This is a genomic window from Actinoplanes sp. 13, from assembly GCF_056134165.1.
On sequence record NZ_JBVYOQ010000013.1, the window covers coordinates 137,608 to 154,486 of the forward strand.

At 69.9% G+C, this 16,879-nt stretch carries 12 protein-coding genes; 4 read left to right on the forward strand and 8 right to left on the reverse strand.

Translation table 11 applies throughout. The features are described 5' to 3' along the window. Positions 1-102: 102 nt before the first annotated feature. The 7 genes from AC0NH5_RS24595 to AC0NH5_RS24625 all read right to left on the reverse strand — a co-directional run bounded on the left by AC0NH5_RS24595 (position 103) and on the right by AC0NH5_RS24625 (position 11,217). The gene (locus AC0NH5_RS24595; protein ID WP_474407919.1) at positions 103-1,641 is read right to left on the reverse strand and encodes a phospholipase D-like domain-containing protein; all 1,539 of its coding nucleotides are present in this window, start codon (positions 1,639-1,641) and stop codon (positions 103-105) included. Beyond that, the gene (locus AC0NH5_RS24600) at positions 1,634-2,884 is read right to left on the reverse strand and encodes a hypothetical protein (RefSeq protein WP_474407921.1); all 1,251 of its coding nucleotides are present in this window, start codon (positions 2,882-2,884) and stop codon (positions 1,634-1,636) included. The genes AC0NH5_RS24595 and AC0NH5_RS24600 overlap by 8 nt, the downstream gene beginning before the upstream one ends. Further along, a complete protein-coding gene (locus AC0NH5_RS24605) occupies positions 2,881-5,973 on the reverse strand; it encodes a DEAD/DEAH box helicase (protein ID WP_474408071.1) in 3,093 nt (1,030 codons plus the stop codon). Before AC0NH5_RS24605 ends, AC0NH5_RS24600 begins: the two co-directional genes overlap by 4 nt. A gap of 173 nt (positions 5,974-6,146) precedes the next feature. Further along, positions 6,147-7,343, reverse strand: coding sequence for a hypothetical protein (locus tag AC0NH5_RS24610; protein WP_474407924.1), 1,197 nt, complete (start codon positions 7,341-7,343; stop codon positions 6,147-6,149). Positions 7,344-7,875: 532 nt separating this feature from the next. Further along, positions 7,876-8,613, reverse strand: a complete 738-nt coding sequence (locus AC0NH5_RS24615) for a ParA family protein (RefSeq protein WP_474407926.1) — start codon at positions 8,611-8,613, stop codon at positions 7,876-7,878. Next, positions 8,610-10,154 carry a CYTH and CHAD domain-containing protein gene (locus AC0NH5_RS24620; RefSeq protein ID WP_474407928.1) on the reverse strand — a complete coding sequence of 515 codons (1,545 nt, stop codon included), beginning with the start codon at positions 10,152-10,154 and terminating at the stop codon, positions 8,610-8,612. Before AC0NH5_RS24620 ends, AC0NH5_RS24615 begins: the two co-directional genes overlap by 4 nt. Before the next feature lie 82 nt (positions 10,155-10,236). Continuing rightward, positions 10,237-11,217, reverse strand: coding sequence for a PaaX family transcriptional regulator (locus tag AC0NH5_RS24625; RefSeq protein ID WP_474407931.1), 981 nt, complete (start codon positions 11,215-11,217; stop codon positions 10,237-10,239). Positions 11,218-11,384: 167 nt separating this feature from the next. Here AC0NH5_RS24625 and AC0NH5_RS24630 point away from each other — a divergent pair, with 167 nt between their 5' ends. Genes AC0NH5_RS24630 through AC0NH5_RS24645 form a run of 4 tightly spaced genes read left to right on the forward strand, consistent with a single transcriptional unit; the run spans position 11,385 to position 16,059 of the window. After that, entirely contained in the window at positions 11,385-12,686 is a 1,302-nt protein-coding gene (locus tag AC0NH5_RS24630; protein ID WP_474407934.1) for an extracellular catalytic domain type 1 short-chain-length polyhydroxyalkanoate depolymerase, read from the forward strand. 36 nt (positions 12,687-12,722) lie between these two features. Then, positions 12,723-13,646, forward strand: a complete 924-nt coding sequence (locus tag AC0NH5_RS24635; protein WP_474407937.1) for an SDR family NAD(P)-dependent oxidoreductase — start codon at positions 12,723-12,725, stop codon at positions 13,644-13,646. 22 nt (positions 13,647-13,668) lie between these two features. Next, a complete protein-coding gene (locus tag AC0NH5_RS24640; protein WP_474407940.1) occupies positions 13,669-14,550 on the forward strand; it encodes an amidohydrolase family protein in 882 nt (293 codons plus the stop codon). A gap of 21 nt (positions 14,551-14,571) precedes the next feature. Beyond that, positions 14,572-16,059, forward strand: coding sequence for an acyl-CoA synthetase (locus tag AC0NH5_RS24645; protein ID WP_474407943.1), 1,488 nt, complete (start codon positions 14,572-14,574; stop codon positions 16,057-16,059). On the opposite strand, the gene AC0NH5_RS24650 is transcribed toward AC0NH5_RS24645, so the two are convergent. Beyond that, positions 16,050-16,862 (reverse strand): PaaX family transcriptional regulator, encoded by an 813-nt coding sequence (locus AC0NH5_RS24650; protein WP_474407945.1) that lies wholly within the window; start codon positions 16,860-16,862, stop codon positions 16,050-16,052. The genes AC0NH5_RS24645 and AC0NH5_RS24650 overlap by 10 nt on opposite strands. Between the last annotated feature and the right edge of the window lie 17 nt (positions 16,863-16,879).

The following is a 16,879-nucleotide window of genomic DNA, read 5'->3' on the forward strand; positions in this document are numbered from 1 at the left end:
TGCTTGGACTTTCGGGTGATTCCAGGGGTGCCTAGGGCACGCCCGAAGGCCCGGTCCGGTCGGTGCGGCGGGTCGGCAGCTGACCCGAGCTCGGCGCAGAGATCAATTCTCCCCGCTACCGCGGAGTGCATCAATGCAGAGGACCGCATCGGCAAAGCCGCGCGTGGCCTCCGGCTGGCCAGTTGCCGTGCGCTGGTCGCCAGGCCGGGACCACCTGCTGAGCAAGGTCAGTGGATCGTCGGTCGACGGCTGTCCGGTGAGCCGCCACCGGTTCCCGTCACGCTCCAGGCGCCACCGGTCCTGGGCGGTCGCGAGCATGACCACGTCGCCTTGCGCTTCGAACAGAACTGGCGGGTGAGCCGCCGCAGCAGCGAATCGCGTCCAAGTTGTTCCGTCCGCCGTAACAGTCACCACTGCAGGCAGGGGCCAGGGCTTGCGCCACCGAGCCGGGTACCGGGCGGCGAGTTCGCGCTGGTTGGGGCGGGCGGCGTACTCCATGTCAGCGTGCTGCATGGCGTGCAGCAGATAGCGGCGGGCGTCCGCCAACGCGGGAGTGCTATCGAGGCGTACGCCCATCTCGACGCCGTTGATCAGGCCGTGGTCGAAGTCGAAGTTCGCGGAGAAGACGGCGCCGGTCCGCCCGTCGGCGATGGCACCCTTGGCATGGGTGAGGGAGTCGGGGTGGATCTGAACGCCGAGTTCCGTGAGAGCCCGGGCGTCGCGCAGGTCTCGGGGCAGGTTTCTACCGCGGACGAGGAGTGCGACCTTCACGCCGCGGGCGCAGGCGCGGGCGATGGCGTCGAGCAGGCGCTGGGGTTGCTCGGCCAGGCCGACGAGGCTGTAACTCGCCAGGAGCAGCTCGTCGCGGGACCGGTCGACGATGTCGTTGATCGTTGCCAGGATGGCGTGTTCATCGTCGTGGGTCCAGATGACGCCGGGCCGGGGTTCGGCTGCGGGCACGGAGACATCACACGGGCTCGGCTCGACATCGCGGTCCTTCAGGACATATGTCTCGCCCGGCCGCGCCTCTCCGGTGCAGCCGGCGAACCACATCCGGGTGAAGAATCGGCCGAGCAGTTCCGCCTCGCCGGAGTCGGTGATCAACGTTCCGCTCTCGCCGGTGACGGGCCGGTCGGCGGTTCCGCGTAGCGCGCTGGTCTCGAGGTTGGCGCTGGAGACGAGGGCGACCTTGTCATCGACCACGAGGAACTTGGCGTGACACGAGGAGTGACCCCGCACGATGATGCCCCGCCGGGTCATCTCGTCGAAGCGCTTACGCTGCGCCTTGACGTCGTGCGCCGTCTCCTCGGGCGCGAGGTCCGGCAGGTCCTTTCGCAGCGCCTTCTCATCCCAGCTGGTGATGACGTATACGCCGCCGCGCAGGCGGTCGACAGCCTCGTAGAGAGCTTCCAGCAGTGGCCCGTCGCCGATGCGGTAGCTGGCAAGGAAAATCTTGCCGCGCGCGCCGCGGACGAGGTCAACGGCGGTGTCGGCAATGGTGGTCGCCGACCCGCGGTAGGAGAAGCGGTGCGCGTAACCGGCAGGCGCGGCAGTGCGATCCTCGAAGGGGGCTTCGGTGCGGGCTTTGAACAGGTAGAAGCCCTGCTCTGCCCGGTATGCGCCGAGGTCGATCTCAGGCATAGCGGAAGTCCTCCCGCCGGCGCAGGGTGTAGGCGAGGTGGTAGCGCTTGAGCTGCCATGCCCGGTCGCGGACCGCGACGGGATTCACCAGACCCGATATCTCGTACGGCAGGTCACGGGCCAGGTGGGCGAGATCCTGTTCTATTGCTACGAGATGGGCGGCATCCCACTCCGCCCGGGCCAGGATCCGGTCCCGGTCGATCAGGGCGCGAGAGCCGGGATCTGTCGGAACCAGTTCGACGATCACATGCGCCGTGAAGGACTTCGAAGCGATCCGTAGCATCAGCTCCTGTGCCAGGTCGCACCCGGAGCCGGCGAGTTCCTGTGCCGAGCGTTCGGTCAGGTGCACTCGCCAGGTGATGTCGTCGACCTGGTCGATGGCGGGCGCATACTCGGCGAACCGTCCCAGGAGCACGGTCCAGATCTTCGTACGGTCGTCGGGCAGCCGAGGTAGCACTGCTGAAGCCGACCAGCCGGCGGCGAGGCGGTCGGCTCCGCCGAGCACGATCGCCGCCTCCCGATGTCTTGACGTCTCGCCGCGACGCATGCGCTGGGAAGTGCCCTTCAACGTCAGAAAGGTGGTGAGTGTCGAGTCCCGCCGGCGAACCTGGGCGTCGCAGCGGTAGACGGGGCAGAATCCTGTCGGCAGCAACGGCGAACCGTCGGCCGTGGCACCGACGTCCACGATGTCCGGCGACAGTCCCGCGATCCGGCGGGATCGGATCCGGTCGCCGATGAACTCCGACCACGGAGCCTGCGCGATGTCATCGCCGACCGGTGCCCGCCCCACCGGGTCCAGCCGGCGATTGTCGATGGCGGCCAAGCCATCGTCCACCATGATCATCTCGTCGCTGTTCGGTAGGTACACGAGATTGATTCGGGCTTCGCGGATCTCGTGGACCCGGCCGGCGGCGAGCACCTGCGCTGCCTTGTCCGGTGCCGGGGCGAAGCCGCCGGGCGCCCGGATCAGCGCACCGTCGCGGAGCAGCCGCCGTGTCAGCGGCGCGAGCAGCTGTCCGGGCAGCCCGGTGATCGTGGTCAGCTGTTGTTCGCCGACATTGCCCAAGGTGGTCGCGATTTCCAGTACGAAGAGCTCCAGGCGACTCAGCTCGACGGTCGACTGCTTGTGAACCGGCACCCCGCGCCAGTGCGCGAGCGGTAGGTCCGCATCGACGATGAGAGCCACCGTTCCTTCCTCCGGCCGTGCGATGCGGGTCAGCTCGAAGCGTTGCGGGTCGGTCATATGTCTCTCACCCGCACCATGGACGGGTTGTTCTGGAACTGCGTGAACATGTTGCGGTAGAACAGCTCTGCCTCGGGCACTCCGTTGATCTTGCTGAGGGTGTCGGCGTGCCCGACGAGATAGAGTCCGCGCCTGGCGCGGGTCACGGCGACGTTGAGGCGACGAACGTCCTGCAGCCACCTGGCGTAATTGGCCCGCGGCCGACCCTTGCTCAGGAAAGTGCGGCAGAAGCTGATGATCACGATGTCGCTCTGCTGACCCTGGATCCGGTCGATGACGTCGATCAACTTGATGGCGAGGGCCGGGTACTCGGCCGACCGCACGTGGGCTCGGAGATCGCGTACCTGATGCAGGTAAAAGCTGAGAATGCTGATCGTCAGCTCTGACCCGCCAGGTGAGGCCGTCGCGGCCCGATTCAACTCGTGGAGCACCCGCCCGACGAGTTCTGCCTCGAACTGGTTGCGGAAGCCGAGGCCTTGCGGCTGGTCGCGGGCCCGGTCGCCGTGGTTACTGGTATCGAGGAAGACCACCGGCTTCTCGAAGGCTGACGTTGTCACCGGCTGCTGGTCGAGATCGGGCGCTGTCTCGTACCGTCCTCCGTACACCGGATCGCGGACCAGCGCGGCGATGGCGTCGATGGACCGGTGTTGCCACCGCAGCGCCGTCGTGATCGCGGCGGGCTCGGCGGTGAAGCAGCGCTCGAACAAGCTTCGCACGAGGTGGTTACGCATGGCTGCCAGCACCCCTCGATCGGGTTCCGCGCCGAACGCGCCAACGGCCGGGTGCCGGGTGAAGTTGCGCTGGTACGTCTCCCACTTCGGGTCACTGGTGAGCCGGTCCAGGGTGGCCTCCACCGACCTGTTGCGGAAGGCGTGCAGCTGTGGCTCCTCCTGCCATAGCTCGGCGAGCCGGCCGATCGCCGCCGCGGGCGTGCCGCCCTGGCGGGCACGGAGGTGGTCGGCGGTCAGAGCGTGCAGGTGATGTTCCTCGGTCTGGTCGACGAATGGCGGCAGCTGACGCTGGTCACCGACCAGGATCCAGCGGCGGGCCCGGACCGCGCCGATGAGGAACTCGCTGTCGACGACCCGGCTCGCCTCATCCAGGATGAGAGTGTCGAAGTCGGCATCGTCGATCTCCTTGCCGAAGGCGCCGACAGTGGTGCCGAAGACGACGTTGACGGCCTGCATCAGCTCCGAGCGGAGCCGCTCGTCATCGGCGAGCCCACCGATGCCACCTGAGCCGGTCACCTCGAACCAACGTCTCTCCAGCTCACGCTGCTGACGCAAGAGGTCGGCCCGCTGCCGCGTTTGGGCTGCCGCTTGCCGCCACCGCGGAAGATCCCGTGAACCTGGACTTCCGTCAGTGGCACTCAGCTGAGCCTCGGCCGCGGTCAGGCGTGCTCGCGCCTCGGTGATCTTCCGATCGTGCTTCGCGAGCGTGGTGGAGTGGGCGGCGTTCGTCGAGGCCAGCCGGCCGACCAGATCTGCCTGCCGCGCCTCCGCTCCGTCTCGGGATCCGGTCCAACGGCGCAGATCGTTGGCGAGTCCGCTGGATCGGAGGACGAGCGCGGCGCTTCTTGTGGTGAGCTTGCCTACCTCGTCCGGTGAGTGCAATGCGCTTCGCAGCCGGCTCACGAGCCGCATCCAGCGTGAGAACGCCGCAAGCCGTTCTTGCAGCTCGGCCAACTCGGCGGATACCCGCCGCAGCTCCTCGTCGGCATGGAGTATCTGCTGGGCACTCCGGTTCTGTTCATCGGCCGCGGTTGCCAGCTCGGTATCGAGCGTGCGCCGACGGTCCTCGTGCTCCGCCACGAGTTTCGCCCGCTTCGCCACGAGTCCGGCCAGCCCCTCGGCGGCCGTCACATACTCCTCGATTCGTTCCGCTGCGGCCGTCAACTCAGCTGCTTGCGCCTGCCATGCCGGCGACTCGGACCGCTCGGGGGTCTTGGCCTGAGCCAGGCAGGACGTCGCGACATTGCCGGGCAGGAAGCGGAGGTTCTCAGGTCGTACGTTGTCGCTGTCGGCAGCCATCCGTAGCGCGAGCACGCCGGGCTGATCGCCAAGCCTGCTGAGCACCTCGTCGACGGCTACATGCATCGGGGCAAGCACCAGCACGCGCTCGTTTCGCGCGAGGAGCTGGAGCACCAACTCCTCGATCACCGTCGATTTGCCGGTGCCGGGTGGACCCTGGATCAGGTAGGCATGCGGGGTGGACAGCGCGCCGGCGACTGCGGCCCGCTGCTCGGTGTTGAGTCGCCGTGGTCCGTCGTCGGCGAAATACCGAGCCGGTTCGGTGACGGTGAACGCTGGTAGGTCCTGGGGTTGGCACAACAGCATCGCAAGGTTCTCCCAGTGGCCTTCCACGTCTTCGTCGAGCAGCTGCCGCAGCGCCTGGCTGTGCCGGGACATCGAGAAGCGCCCCCGTTGCGTGACCTTCACGGCCGCCCCGAGCGGCGGTACGGGTGCGCCTCGCGGTGGCTCCAGGCACAGGATCAGGTCACCCTCGAACTCCTCGATGCTTTGTACGGCCGTCGTCAGCTCTCGGCCGTCGACGTGGAGACGGGCCGCACGGCGCTCGGCGAAGTCGGCCGGCAGACCGTTCATCCGTACGTAGAACTCGTCTTCTCGCGCGCCTATGACCCGCCCTTCGGCGCTGACGTCGCCACTGAGCCTGCTCCGGTCCCGGAGCAGGTCGAGCAGCATCTGCAGTGGCTGGTAGTAGCGCTGAGTCCGGGTCCGCAAACCCGCCATCGGCTGAGGCGGGGCGGCGCCGGGGTGGCGCAGCTGCCGTGACAGCTCACGGCGTAATTGAGTACGCCGCCGGGTGATCGCCACGCTCGCGGCGTAATGAGCGGCCAGCACCCCAAGATCGAACGGGGTCACCACCCGGTTTGACGCGAACGTGACTGCCGCCGGGCGTGCCGGGTCCTGCCGGCGCATCCGGCCGACCGGCCTGATGCTGGTGACATCGGCATAGGTATGGCCGTCGCCACCGATGACCGCGTCGGCGGCGACGGCGAAGCGAGCTCCGGTCAGGACGTAATAGTCGCTGGTCTGGCCCGTCTTCTTCGCTATCGATAGGCCGGACATGAGGTCGGCGGCGACGTCGTCCAGGTCGGTCGTCGACAGGAAGGGCCGGGTAGGCGAACAGCCGAGGGTGATCGCCGTTCGTTCGACGGGGGTCGGCCCGAACTCCTCCGGGTGTCTGGTCCGGCAGTAGCGCAGCAGGTCGGCTTCGGACGGCTCAAAAACCGCTCCCGGGCTCACCGGTCCGCTCGCAGAAAACGCAGGTTCTGCAGCATGAGATCCAGGTCCTGGTTGTCGCCGTGCCGTGGCCAGAACGCCTTCAGTAAATCTTTCGCGCGGTCCCGCAATGCGTCGGTCTGCCTCGTGCCGATCGCCTCGAACCCGTGCGCCAGCACGGAACGGTTGCGCACCCGGGTGAGTGTTTGAAGCTGCTTGAGGCCGGCGGTCGTGGCGAATCCACACTCGTTCGCGTAATCGTCCTGCTCGGCGGCGAGCATCACGGCGCAAGCGATCAGCATCAGCTTGTGCGGCGGAGCACTGCTCCAGCCCATCTTGCGGGCGAGCGCCGAGTAGCGGTCCCTCGCCGCCGCGGCGTCGCCGAGCAATCTCCAGTCGGGCCGGTCGGGGTCGAGGCCGCCGAAACGGTGGTGCAGCCGGCGCGTCAGGCAGCTCTCGATGGTCCGGTAGAAGAGCAGGGCGGCGAAGTCGCGCCGGCCGAGTTCCTGGTAGTGCAGGCCTAGAACGAAGAAGCACAGCGCCATCGCGTCGCGGTCGCCGTCGATCAGCCGGCGGACGAACGTGATCTGCTGCTCCAGGGTGTCGATGTAGGCGGCACCGACACTGCGGCGGACGTAGCCCATCGCCTGCACGACCGCATCGACGGCACCGGGCAACTGCTCCATGTCGAGGTCGCACCATGCCCGGTACATCCCGCTCAGTCCGCGCATGAACCGGGCGTGTGCCGGGACGTCGATGCTGTCACAAAGCTCGTCGTACCGGCGGTGTGCGGCCTCGAAGGCGCCGGCCCGGAACATCTCGCGGGCACGTGACATCTCCTGCTCGCCGAAGATGGTGTTCGGGTCGTCAAGGATCAGCAACCGGTCGGTGCCCGGGATCGGGTGCCGGGTGTTCTGGTCGAACTCACCCTCCATGTATGCGAGACCGAGCTTCAGCTGCCAGGCCGCGAGTGCGGCGGCGGCGCTCATCACCTTGCGCCCACCGGTGATATCGATGATGGCGTACGGCTTGGACTCGGAGTGCCGCACCAGGCGGTCGAGTTCCTCCTTGACGAGGCGATAGATGCTGAGCGGGTCCGTGGGGTCGCAGTCCATGGCCCGGAACTGGCTGGGCCGTAGCCGGCCGCCGGGCTGCACCGCGTGGTCATGAATGACATCGATGCTGCGCTGCGCCGCCTCGGATACGATCACGACCATGCGCTCCGGCTCGAGCAGCTCATAGGCTAGGATCGCCGGTGTCGGCGTGAACCCGCTCAGGCTGACCAGAAGATCGACTTTCGCCGGAGGCCGAACGCTGACCAACCGAGCCTGTTCGACTGCGGGCTTGATCAGATGCTGAAGGTAGAAGGCCGTCGCCTGATCGGATCGGGTACCGGTGCCGTATTGCTCCAAGCCCCGGTGAATCCGCGCGTACCGCTCGACGTCGGCTCGGGCGATCCCGTGGACGGTGTCTTCGCCGTTTCCCATCTATGGATGCCTTCCGGTACCCACCCCGTCTCCGGAGCAAGAGAGCGACATTACCGGACCACATGCGCCGAGCAAAGAGGAGCGACGAGATCGGACGATGCTCAGGAATTCGCCGACCTTGAGTACGTGCTGGGACTGGGCCGATTGCCGATCACCCGGCCGACGAGGAGGTAGCGGTCCATGTCGCTCCCCACGGGACGGTGACTGGCCACCCAAGCGCACTCCCTCAGATGCGGCACGCCCGCGCGGTGCGGGGTCAGATCTAGGTCGGGCGGACCTCGGCCCACAGCTGCTCGTAGCAGATGGCGGCGCGGCTGCGTGGGGCGAAGGCCGGCACCGGGGCACGCCGCTCGGCCATCTGCTCGATGATCGAGAGCGCCGGCACGATCGTCTGCGCGACGTGGGGATGGTCGCGCGAGAGCGCGGCGATGACGTCGCGGTGCAGCTTCTTGCGGCGGTCGGCCATCGAGAAGAAGGCTTTCACCTGTGGTTGGTTGCCGCCCGCCTCCGCGACGAAGCTGGTCAGCTGATCGAGTGTTCGCAGCGAGAGGGTCGCCGGGATGAGCGGGACGACGAGCAGGTCGGACGCGTGCATCACGTTCTCCGACACCAGGGAGATGCTGGGCGGGCAGTCCAGGAAGACGATGTCGTAGTCGCCGGAGAGTGTGCTGATCAGTTGGGCGAGCTTTCGTGTCCGCTTCTTGGTGTCGTCGAGCTCGAGGTCCATGTTGCGGTAGCTGAAGTCGGCCGGGAGCAGGTCGAGGCCCTCGAAGTCGGTTGCTTTCAGTGCTGCCGCGAGCGGGCGCCCGCGGGTGAGCAGGGCGCGGCTTCCGCCTTTCACCCGCGGTCGCACCCGGAACATGAAGGTGGCCGCCGCCTGGGGATCGAGGTCCCACAGCAGTGTTCGCTGCCCTTCGCGCGCCGCCAGGTAGGCCAGGTTGACCGCGGTGGTCGTCTTTCCGACGCCACCCTTGATGTTGTACGTCGCGACGACTTTCATCGACCCACCCTCATCAGCCGGATGTGGTCGCGGTTCGCCGGTCGGCTGAACCGGGCGAACGCACGGTCGAACTCGGCGCGGGCCCGCCGCTGGTCCATCTCCAGGTGGGCGACGAGCTCACCCGTCGCAAGGAGAGCCCTGGTGGGCGCGTTCGCCGCCCGCATCTGTTCGGCGAGACCGTAGAGCATCTGTTTCTGCACGTCCGAGTCCTGGAAGCGGCCGAGGACGTTCTGCAGGTCCTTGAGGTCGGCCACCACGTGCTTGCGGGCGGTGTCGTCACTGACAGACGCGAACAGCTCCAGGGCGTAGCGCAGCTCCTTGCCCCTCTTGCGCAGCGAATGCAGCGCCTCGGCCGGCGACCCGATGTCGATGGCGGCACCGTGTCGCACCACACGTCGATAGGCGTGCCCGATACTCCGGTTCGCCAGCACGCCGACGGTGAGTCCGGGCGGGGCGTCGGAGAGGTCTGCCAGCATGTCCGTCCAGCCGGACAGGGTGGTTCGGAGCCGGGCGGAACGTAGCCCGCGAACCAGACTCCGCCGGGCGGCCGACCGGCGGCGACGCAACTGGTCGGCGATCGGCTGCAGGTCGGCGCCGTCGGCTGCCACCAGCCAGCCGGCCATCTCGGGCAGGCCCAGTTCGTAGACGTCGAGGTCGCGTACCGGAGTCGTCAGGTCGCCCAGCCACTTGAATGCCGGCTCCCACTGTGCGGACACGCCTTCCGGGAGCGCGGGGCGGCCCAGTTTCAGGGTCGATCGGGTCCGCCGCACCGCCACCCGCAGGTCGTGCAGGAACTCGGTGTCCACGTCGTCGAGCACCCCCGGAAGGTTGGCGCGCATCGTGGCGAGGTACTTGGACCACTCGGCGACCAGCAGAGTGGTCACCGGCGCGGACCGATCGATCGAGATGGGCCGCACGCCGGTGTCGTCGGGGGTCGAGGCGATGGGGGCCGGCGTGACCGGGCGCAGCCCCGCCGCGGCGAGCCGGCGGACGGCCTGCCGTGCCTCGGTGCGGTATCCGCGGAGCGGGTTCACGCTCAACCAAGAGGTCGCCGTCGCCGCGTCCGTGGCGTGCTCCACCAGTTCGAGCCTGGCCAGGATCTTCTGGTCCTGGTTGCGCAGCGCGCCGTGGCGTACCCGGTGGGTCTGCTCGTCGAGCACCATCAGGGCGCGGATCGTCGTCACCGGGGCCAGCGCGTCGCGAACCGGACCGGCGGGCAGGGCGGTCACGAGCGCCGGCCAACGCGCGTCCGTGATCGGCGTCGTCAACGGCGCGCCGGCCTTCTCCGAGGACAGCACGAGCCGTTCACCCGCCGGGTCGGACACGTGATGAAGAGAGAGCCCGGCCGCGGTCAGCCGCCGGTCGAAGGTGTCGAGGGCGGCGCCGTGCACGAGCGACGGAGGGTCGAACCCGACGGAGAACTCGTCGGCGAGGGCGGCGGTGACGGTTTCCGCGGTGATCGGATCGTCGTTCCGATCCGGTAGGCCGAGCAGCTGTGCACGGCCTACCGCGAGGTACGGCGGAGCGGATGATCGGCGCATGTCAGCTCCGGCTCCGTGGTCAGTGGCTGGCGGACCGAACATCTGTCCGAGGTAACGATAACGGGCGATGGATGCCCGCACCTCATCCAGGCGGAGTGAATCCGCGCGCCGCCGGCTCGGGCCGGGTCAGCCCGGCGGCCAGCTCCGCCACGGTGTGCGCCCGGATGCCCGGCACCGGGGTGCCGTCGTCACCGGCGGCGACGGCGCGCACGTGGTCCTCGGCGGGTGCGGCGAGACCGTCGTAGACGGCGGTGAACAGGTCCCGGGCGGGTTCGCGCAGCCAGCCCACGGGCAGCAGACTGCGGGGCAGGTGCGGGTCGAGGACCGGCAACCGCCGGTAGGTTGCCATCACCTCGGTGCGGACCCGGACCGCCTCGGCGCCGGTGATCTCCGCGGTGCGGGCCGGCGTAGCGCTCCAGCCCTGGATGAACGCGTCATATTCCTTGGCGATGGCCGCGGTGTCCCAGGCGTCGAGGGGCGCCCGCCCGATCGCCGCGTCGACGTCGACGTGCCGGGCGCGGAACACGGTCATGGCGCCGAGGGTGAGCCGCGCCAGTTGGGCCCGCGCCTGCGGCGCCAGGTCGCGCGGCGAGATCCACAGGCCGTCGTAGAGCGGGGCGTATCCCATCCACCGCAGCTGGGCGCGCAGCCCTCGCCGCTGGGCGGTTTCCTCCTGCGGCAGGGAGAACGCGACGAGCGTCCAGTGCTCGTCCCACGGCTCGGCGGCGGTCGAGACGATCGAGCTGCCGCCGACCGCGAGGAACGCGGCCGCCGGGGGAGTGAGCCGGTACGAGCTCTGCCGTCCGTGCCGGCGGCCCTCCAGCACCCCGCGGCGGGCCAGCCGGCTGATCGCGGTGCGGGCGCCGGCCGGGCTCACCCCGGCCTCGCCCAGCAGCGTCACGACGGCAGCCGACGGCAGCCAGGCCCGGGCCCGCAGGGTGTAGTCCGCCATCAGGGTCACCGCCAGGTCCTGCGGAGCGTTCCCGCTCTGGCGGCGCGGCAGCCGCACCGGTGCCGCCGCATCGTCCGGAAAAATCTCCTCGATGTCGTACGGGCTGGTCACGGCGACACTCCGGCGGATTCAGGCGGCGGTTGCCCTCGACTGTAAACGGTGGCTGCTGTCGATCGAGGGCAATCGATTGACAGTTTTGCAGACCCGGAGGAATCTAAGTGCCACACATCAACTGCGCCGGGGCCGCGCGGTAGCCATCTCCCGAGGAGTTTCCCGACATGAGGATCAGACGGAAAGCGCTCCTGATCGCGGCCGCCTCGCTGGCCGTCGCCGCCCTGGCCGTCCCGGTGGGCGGCCCCGCCTACGCCGCCGCGCTGACCGAGGTCACCAGCTTCGGCGCCAACCCGGGCGGCATGCGCATGCACGTCTACGTGCCGGACACCCGGCCGGCAAACCCGCCGGTCGTGGTCGCCATGCACGGCTGCGGCGGCTCCGGCCCCGGCTTCTATTCCAGCAGCGAGTTCGCCTCGCTCGCCGACCGCCACGGCTTCATCGTGATCTACCCGTCGGCGATGCAGGAGGCAGGCTTCGGCAGGTGCTTCGACACCTGGTCGGCGGCGGCCAAACGGCGTGACGGCGGCAGCGACCCGGTCTCCATCGCGTCGATGGTGGCTTACGCCGGCCGCCAGTACGGCGCCGATCAGAGCCGGGTGTACGCCACCGGCAGCTCCTCCGGCGGCATGATGACCCAGCACATGCTCGCCCTCTACCCCGACCTGTTCAAGGCGGGCGCCTCCTTCATGGGCGTGCCGTTCGACTGCTTCGCCGACGCGGCCGACTACCCGCCCGGCGGCCGGTGCACCGGCGGCAGCATGAACCGCACCCCGCAGCAGTGGGGCGACGCCGTCCGCCGGGCCTACCCCGGCTACGCCGGCCCGCGCCCGCGGGTGCAGCTGTGGCACGGCACCAACGACACGCTCGTGCCCTTCTCGCTGCTGCAGGAGTCGGTCGAGCAATGGACCGACGTGTTCCGGCTCGCTGCGACACCCACGTCGAGCGACACGCCGCAGGCCAACTGGAACCGCCGCCGGTGGGCCGACAGCAGCGGCACGGTCCAGGTCGAGGCCTACAGCGTGCAGGGCGCCGGGCACACCCTGCCCAGCAGCGGGATGGCTGCCGCCGCGATTGCCTTCTTCGGGCTCACCACGACCCCGTCGACGCCGCCGTCGCCCTCTCCGTCCGCCTCCGCCCCCAGCTCGCCGGCAACCGGCGCATGCCGGGTCACCAGTGCCGTCAACGCCTGGAGTTCCGGCCTGACCACCAACCTCACCGTCTCCAACCTGGGCACCGGCAGTATCAACGGCTGGTCGCTCGCCTTCACGCTGCCGGCCGGGCAGACCATCACCTCCGGCTGGAACGCCACGTACACGCCGGCCTCCGGACAGGTGACGGCCCGCAACGCGGGCTACAACGCGACCATCGCCGCCAGCGGCTCGGTCACCGTCGGCTTCCAGGCCGCGCACACCGGCAACCCCGCGCCGCCGACCGGGTTCACCCTCAACGGCGCGGCGTGCTCCTAGGCGCGTTTCGCCACTCATCGACACGAGGGAGTCGCCATGTCGCTGGAAGGTAAGGTCGCCGTCGTCACCGGCTCCGGCCGTGGCCTCGGTCTGGCCTACGCCCGCGAGCTGGCCCGGCAGGGCGCCTCCCTCGTCGTCAACGATGTGGACGCCACGGCCGCGGACGAGGCGGTTGCGGCCGTCCGCGACATCGGCGGCCGAGCCGTCGCCGTCGCCGGACCGGTCGGCCCCACGGCGACGGCGGTGGAACTCGTCGCGGCGGCGGTCCGGCACTTCGGGCACCTGGACATCCTCGTCTCCAACGCCGGTGTCCTGCGCGACGCCACCCTCTGGAACATGACCGACGACGACTTCGACGCCGTCATCGACGTGCACCTGCGCGGCACCTTCACCACCGTGCGCGAGGCGGTGCGGCACATGCGGGCCCGCGGCGAGGGCGGCCGGATCGTCTGCGTCGGGTCCCCGACCGGGCAGCGGGGCACCTTCGGCCAGACCAACTATGCGGCCGCCAAGGCCGGGATCGTCGGCATGGTACGAACCTGGGCGCTGGAGCTGCGGCGCGCCGGCATCACCGCCAACGCCGTCGTCCCGGTCGCGGCCACCGCCATGACCGCCACCGTCGGGTACTTCGCCGCCGCGGTGCGGGCGGAGGCGGACGGACGGCCGCTGCCGGCGTTCTTCCGGCACGATCTCGGGTTCGGCACGTCCGGTGACGCGGCCGGGCTGGTCGCGTTCCTGTGCTCCGCGGCGGCGGCCGGCGTGACCGGCCAGGTGATCGGGATCGGAGGCGACCGGTTGCAGGTGTGGACTCACCCGGAGGCGGCGCTCACCGCCTACCGCGAGGGCGGCTGGTCGTACGAAGCCCTGGTCGAAGCCTGGCCGGCGCGCTTCGCCGGCGCCGCGCAGAGCGTGGGCGAGAGCTTGCCGGACCTGCCCGCCGAGTTCCGGTCCACTGGTTGAGAACCGCGCGGAGGCCGGCATCGTGTACCAGAGCGCCATCGACCTGGACGCCGTCACGGCGATCGACATGCACGTGCACGTCGAGGTCGACGACCACGGTCACACCTCGCTGCCCGGCGCGCTCGTGGCGGCCGCCTCGAAGTACTTCCGGACGCAGGGCCCGCGACCAGCCGTCGACGCGATCGCACAGTACTACCGGGAGCGGGCGATGGCCGCCGTGGTCTTCACCGTGGACGCCCGCACCCAGCTGGGTCACCCGCCGTTGTCCAGCGCCGATATCGCCCGGGCGGCCGGCCGGCACGCCGACGTCCTCATCCCGTTCGGCTCGGTCGATCCCCGGACCGGGCCGGCGGCGCTGGACCTGGCCGCCCGGCTGATCGAGCAGGAGGGGGTACGGGGTTTCAAGTTCCACCCCACGGTGCAGGGCTTCGACCCGAGCCACGAGCAGCACGCGCCGTTGTGGAGCCTGATCGAGCGGGCCGGGATCCCGGCGCTGTTCCACACCGGGCAGACCGGCATCGGCGCGGGGATGCCGGGCGGGTACGGCCTGCGGCTCGGGCTGTCCAACCCGATGCTGCTCGACCCGGTCGCGGCGGACTTCCCGAACCTGCAGATCATCCTCGCCCACCCGTCGGTGCCCTGGCAGGACGAGGCCCTGTCGGTGGCGACCCACAAGCTCAACACGTGGATCGACCTGTCCGGCTGGAGCCCGAAGTACTTCCCGGCGACACTGGTCCGCCACGCCAACTCGATCCTGAGACGCCGCGTGCTGTTCGGCACCGATTACCCGATGCTCACCCCCGACCGCTGGCTGCGCGACATCGAGGACACCGACCTCAAGCCCGAGGTGCTGCCCGGGATCCTCAAGGACAACGCCGCCCGGTTGCTGGGGCTGTGCCCGTAGAACACGGCGAGGAGGCCACCGATGACGACTGCGCAGGGCATCGGCACCTGGCTGGCCAAACGCCGGCTCCGGTCGCCCGACAAGGTCGCCCTTGTCCACGGCGACCGGGCCATCACCTACCGGGAGTTCGCCGACAGCGCCGACCGGACCGCCGCCCTGCTTGCCGGGCGGGGCATCCGAGCCGGCGACGCGGTGGCCCACCTGGGCGAGAACAGCCCCGACTTCCTGCTGGTGATGTTCGGCGCCGCGCGGCTGGGCGCCGTCTTCGTGCCGGTCAACACCCGGCTGGCCGAGCCGGAGATGGCCCATGTGCTGGCCGACTCGGGCGCCCGTCTGCTGACCCACGACCCCGCGCTGGCCGGCCGCGCAGCCGGCGCCGCGGCCCGTGCGCGAACTCCGCACGTCCTGGGCGCCGGCGAGTTCCCGGCCGGGACCGGGCGGCTGCCCGACGTCACGACCGGCCTCGAGGACCCGGCCGCGATCATCTACACCTCCGGCACGACCGGGCGGGCCAAGGGCGCCGTGCTCACCCACGGCAATCTGACCTGGGTGGCGCTGAACTGCATCGTCGACTACGACATCGTCTCCACCGACGTGGCCCTCATGATCTCGCCGCTGTTCCACGTCGCCTCGCTGGGCATGGGCGCGTTGCCGGCCATTCTCAAGGGCGCCACGATCGTGCTGGAGCAGGGCTTCGTCGCCGGGCGGGCCCTGGCCCAGATCGAGCGGCACGGCGTCACCATGCTCAGCGGTGTGCCGACCACCTTCCAGCTGATGGCCGAGCATCCGGACTGGGCCGGCACCGACCTGTCCACGCTGGCGAAGTTGACCTGCGGAGGCTCGCCCGTGCCCGGACACGTGCTCCAGGCGTACGAACAAAGGGGTTTGTCCTTCTCGCAGGGTTATGGAATGACCGAGACGTCGCCGGGCGCGACCAGCCTGCCGCCCGCGATGACCCGTGCCAAGCAGGGCAGCGTCGGCCTTCCGCACTTCTTCACCGCGGTCCGGGTCACCGCCGCCGACGGCACGGTGGTCCCGCCCGGCACCGTCGGCGAGATCGAGATCGCCGGCCCCAACGTGTTCCGCGGCTACCACGGGATGCCGGAGGCGACGGCCGCCGCGATGACCGCCGACGGGTGGTTCCGGTCCGGCGATCTCGGCCATGTCGACGCCGACGGCTGTCTGCACATCGCCGGCCGGATCAAGGACATGATCATCTCGGGCGGCGAGAACATCTACCCGGCCGAGATCGAACTGCTGCTCAGCGAGATCGACGGGGTGACCGGGGCGGCCGTCGTCGGCGTGCCGGACGACCGCTGGGGTGAGGTGCCGTGGGCGATCCTCACCGTGCGCGACGGGGCCTGGATCGACCTCGCCGGCGTGCGGGCGCACCTCGACGGCAGGCTCGCCCGCTACAAGATGCCGCGGAAGGTGGTCGTCGTCGACGAGTTGCCACGCACGGCGTCGGGCAAGGTGCGCAAGGCAGAGCTGCGCGGCCGTTACTGCTGACTGTCGCGTACCAGCGTCGCGAACTCCGCGGCCGAGTCCTCCGCGAGCTTCTCGTGCATCCGCCGGTAGACCGCCGCCGACCGGGCGGCCGGCCACTGCGCGTCCATGAACTCACGCGGCAGCCGTGGATCGGCGCGCAGCAGGGCGAGCCAGTCCGCCACCAGCATCGTTCGCACGGTCAGGGCGCTCGGCACGAGCTCGGCCGCCGCCGGCTCGTCCCATGCCTCGATGAAGGCGAGGTGCTCACGCCGGATGGCTTCGACGTCCCACGCGGCGCGGACACTCTCGGCGATCGGGAAGCCGGGGAGTTCGCGCGCGTGGAAGGCAACGACCGTGTTCGGCGGCAGATCCCGCCGCATCGGCTCCAGCGATCCCGCCAGATCGACCTCGCCGGGCGCCAGCCACAAGCCGTCCCGCAGCGGTGCGAAGCCCTCCCACGTCAAGGTCGAGCGCAGCCGGTGCCGAAGGGTCCGCCGGCCTTCCGGGATCGAGAAAGTGACCAGCGTCCATCCCTCACCCTGCGGGTCGAACGGGTGCGGGCCGCGGACCCGATGGGTGGCCTCCCGCAGCACTGCTGTCCCGTGCGCGGTCAGCGCGAACCGGATCTCGCGGCCGCTGCGGCTGCGCTGCAGGACGTCGCTGTGCACCAGCCGGTCGAGGGTCGCCCGGGTCGCCGGGGCGCCGACGCCCGCACCCTCGAGCACGCCGATCAGGGCGCTGGCGCGGATCGGCCCCGGCGGATCGTCGACGACGTGCTCGCCGAAGAACGCGAGCAGCAACTGTTTCGGCTGCCTGCTGCGCACCGTTCTCCTCCCCGGCG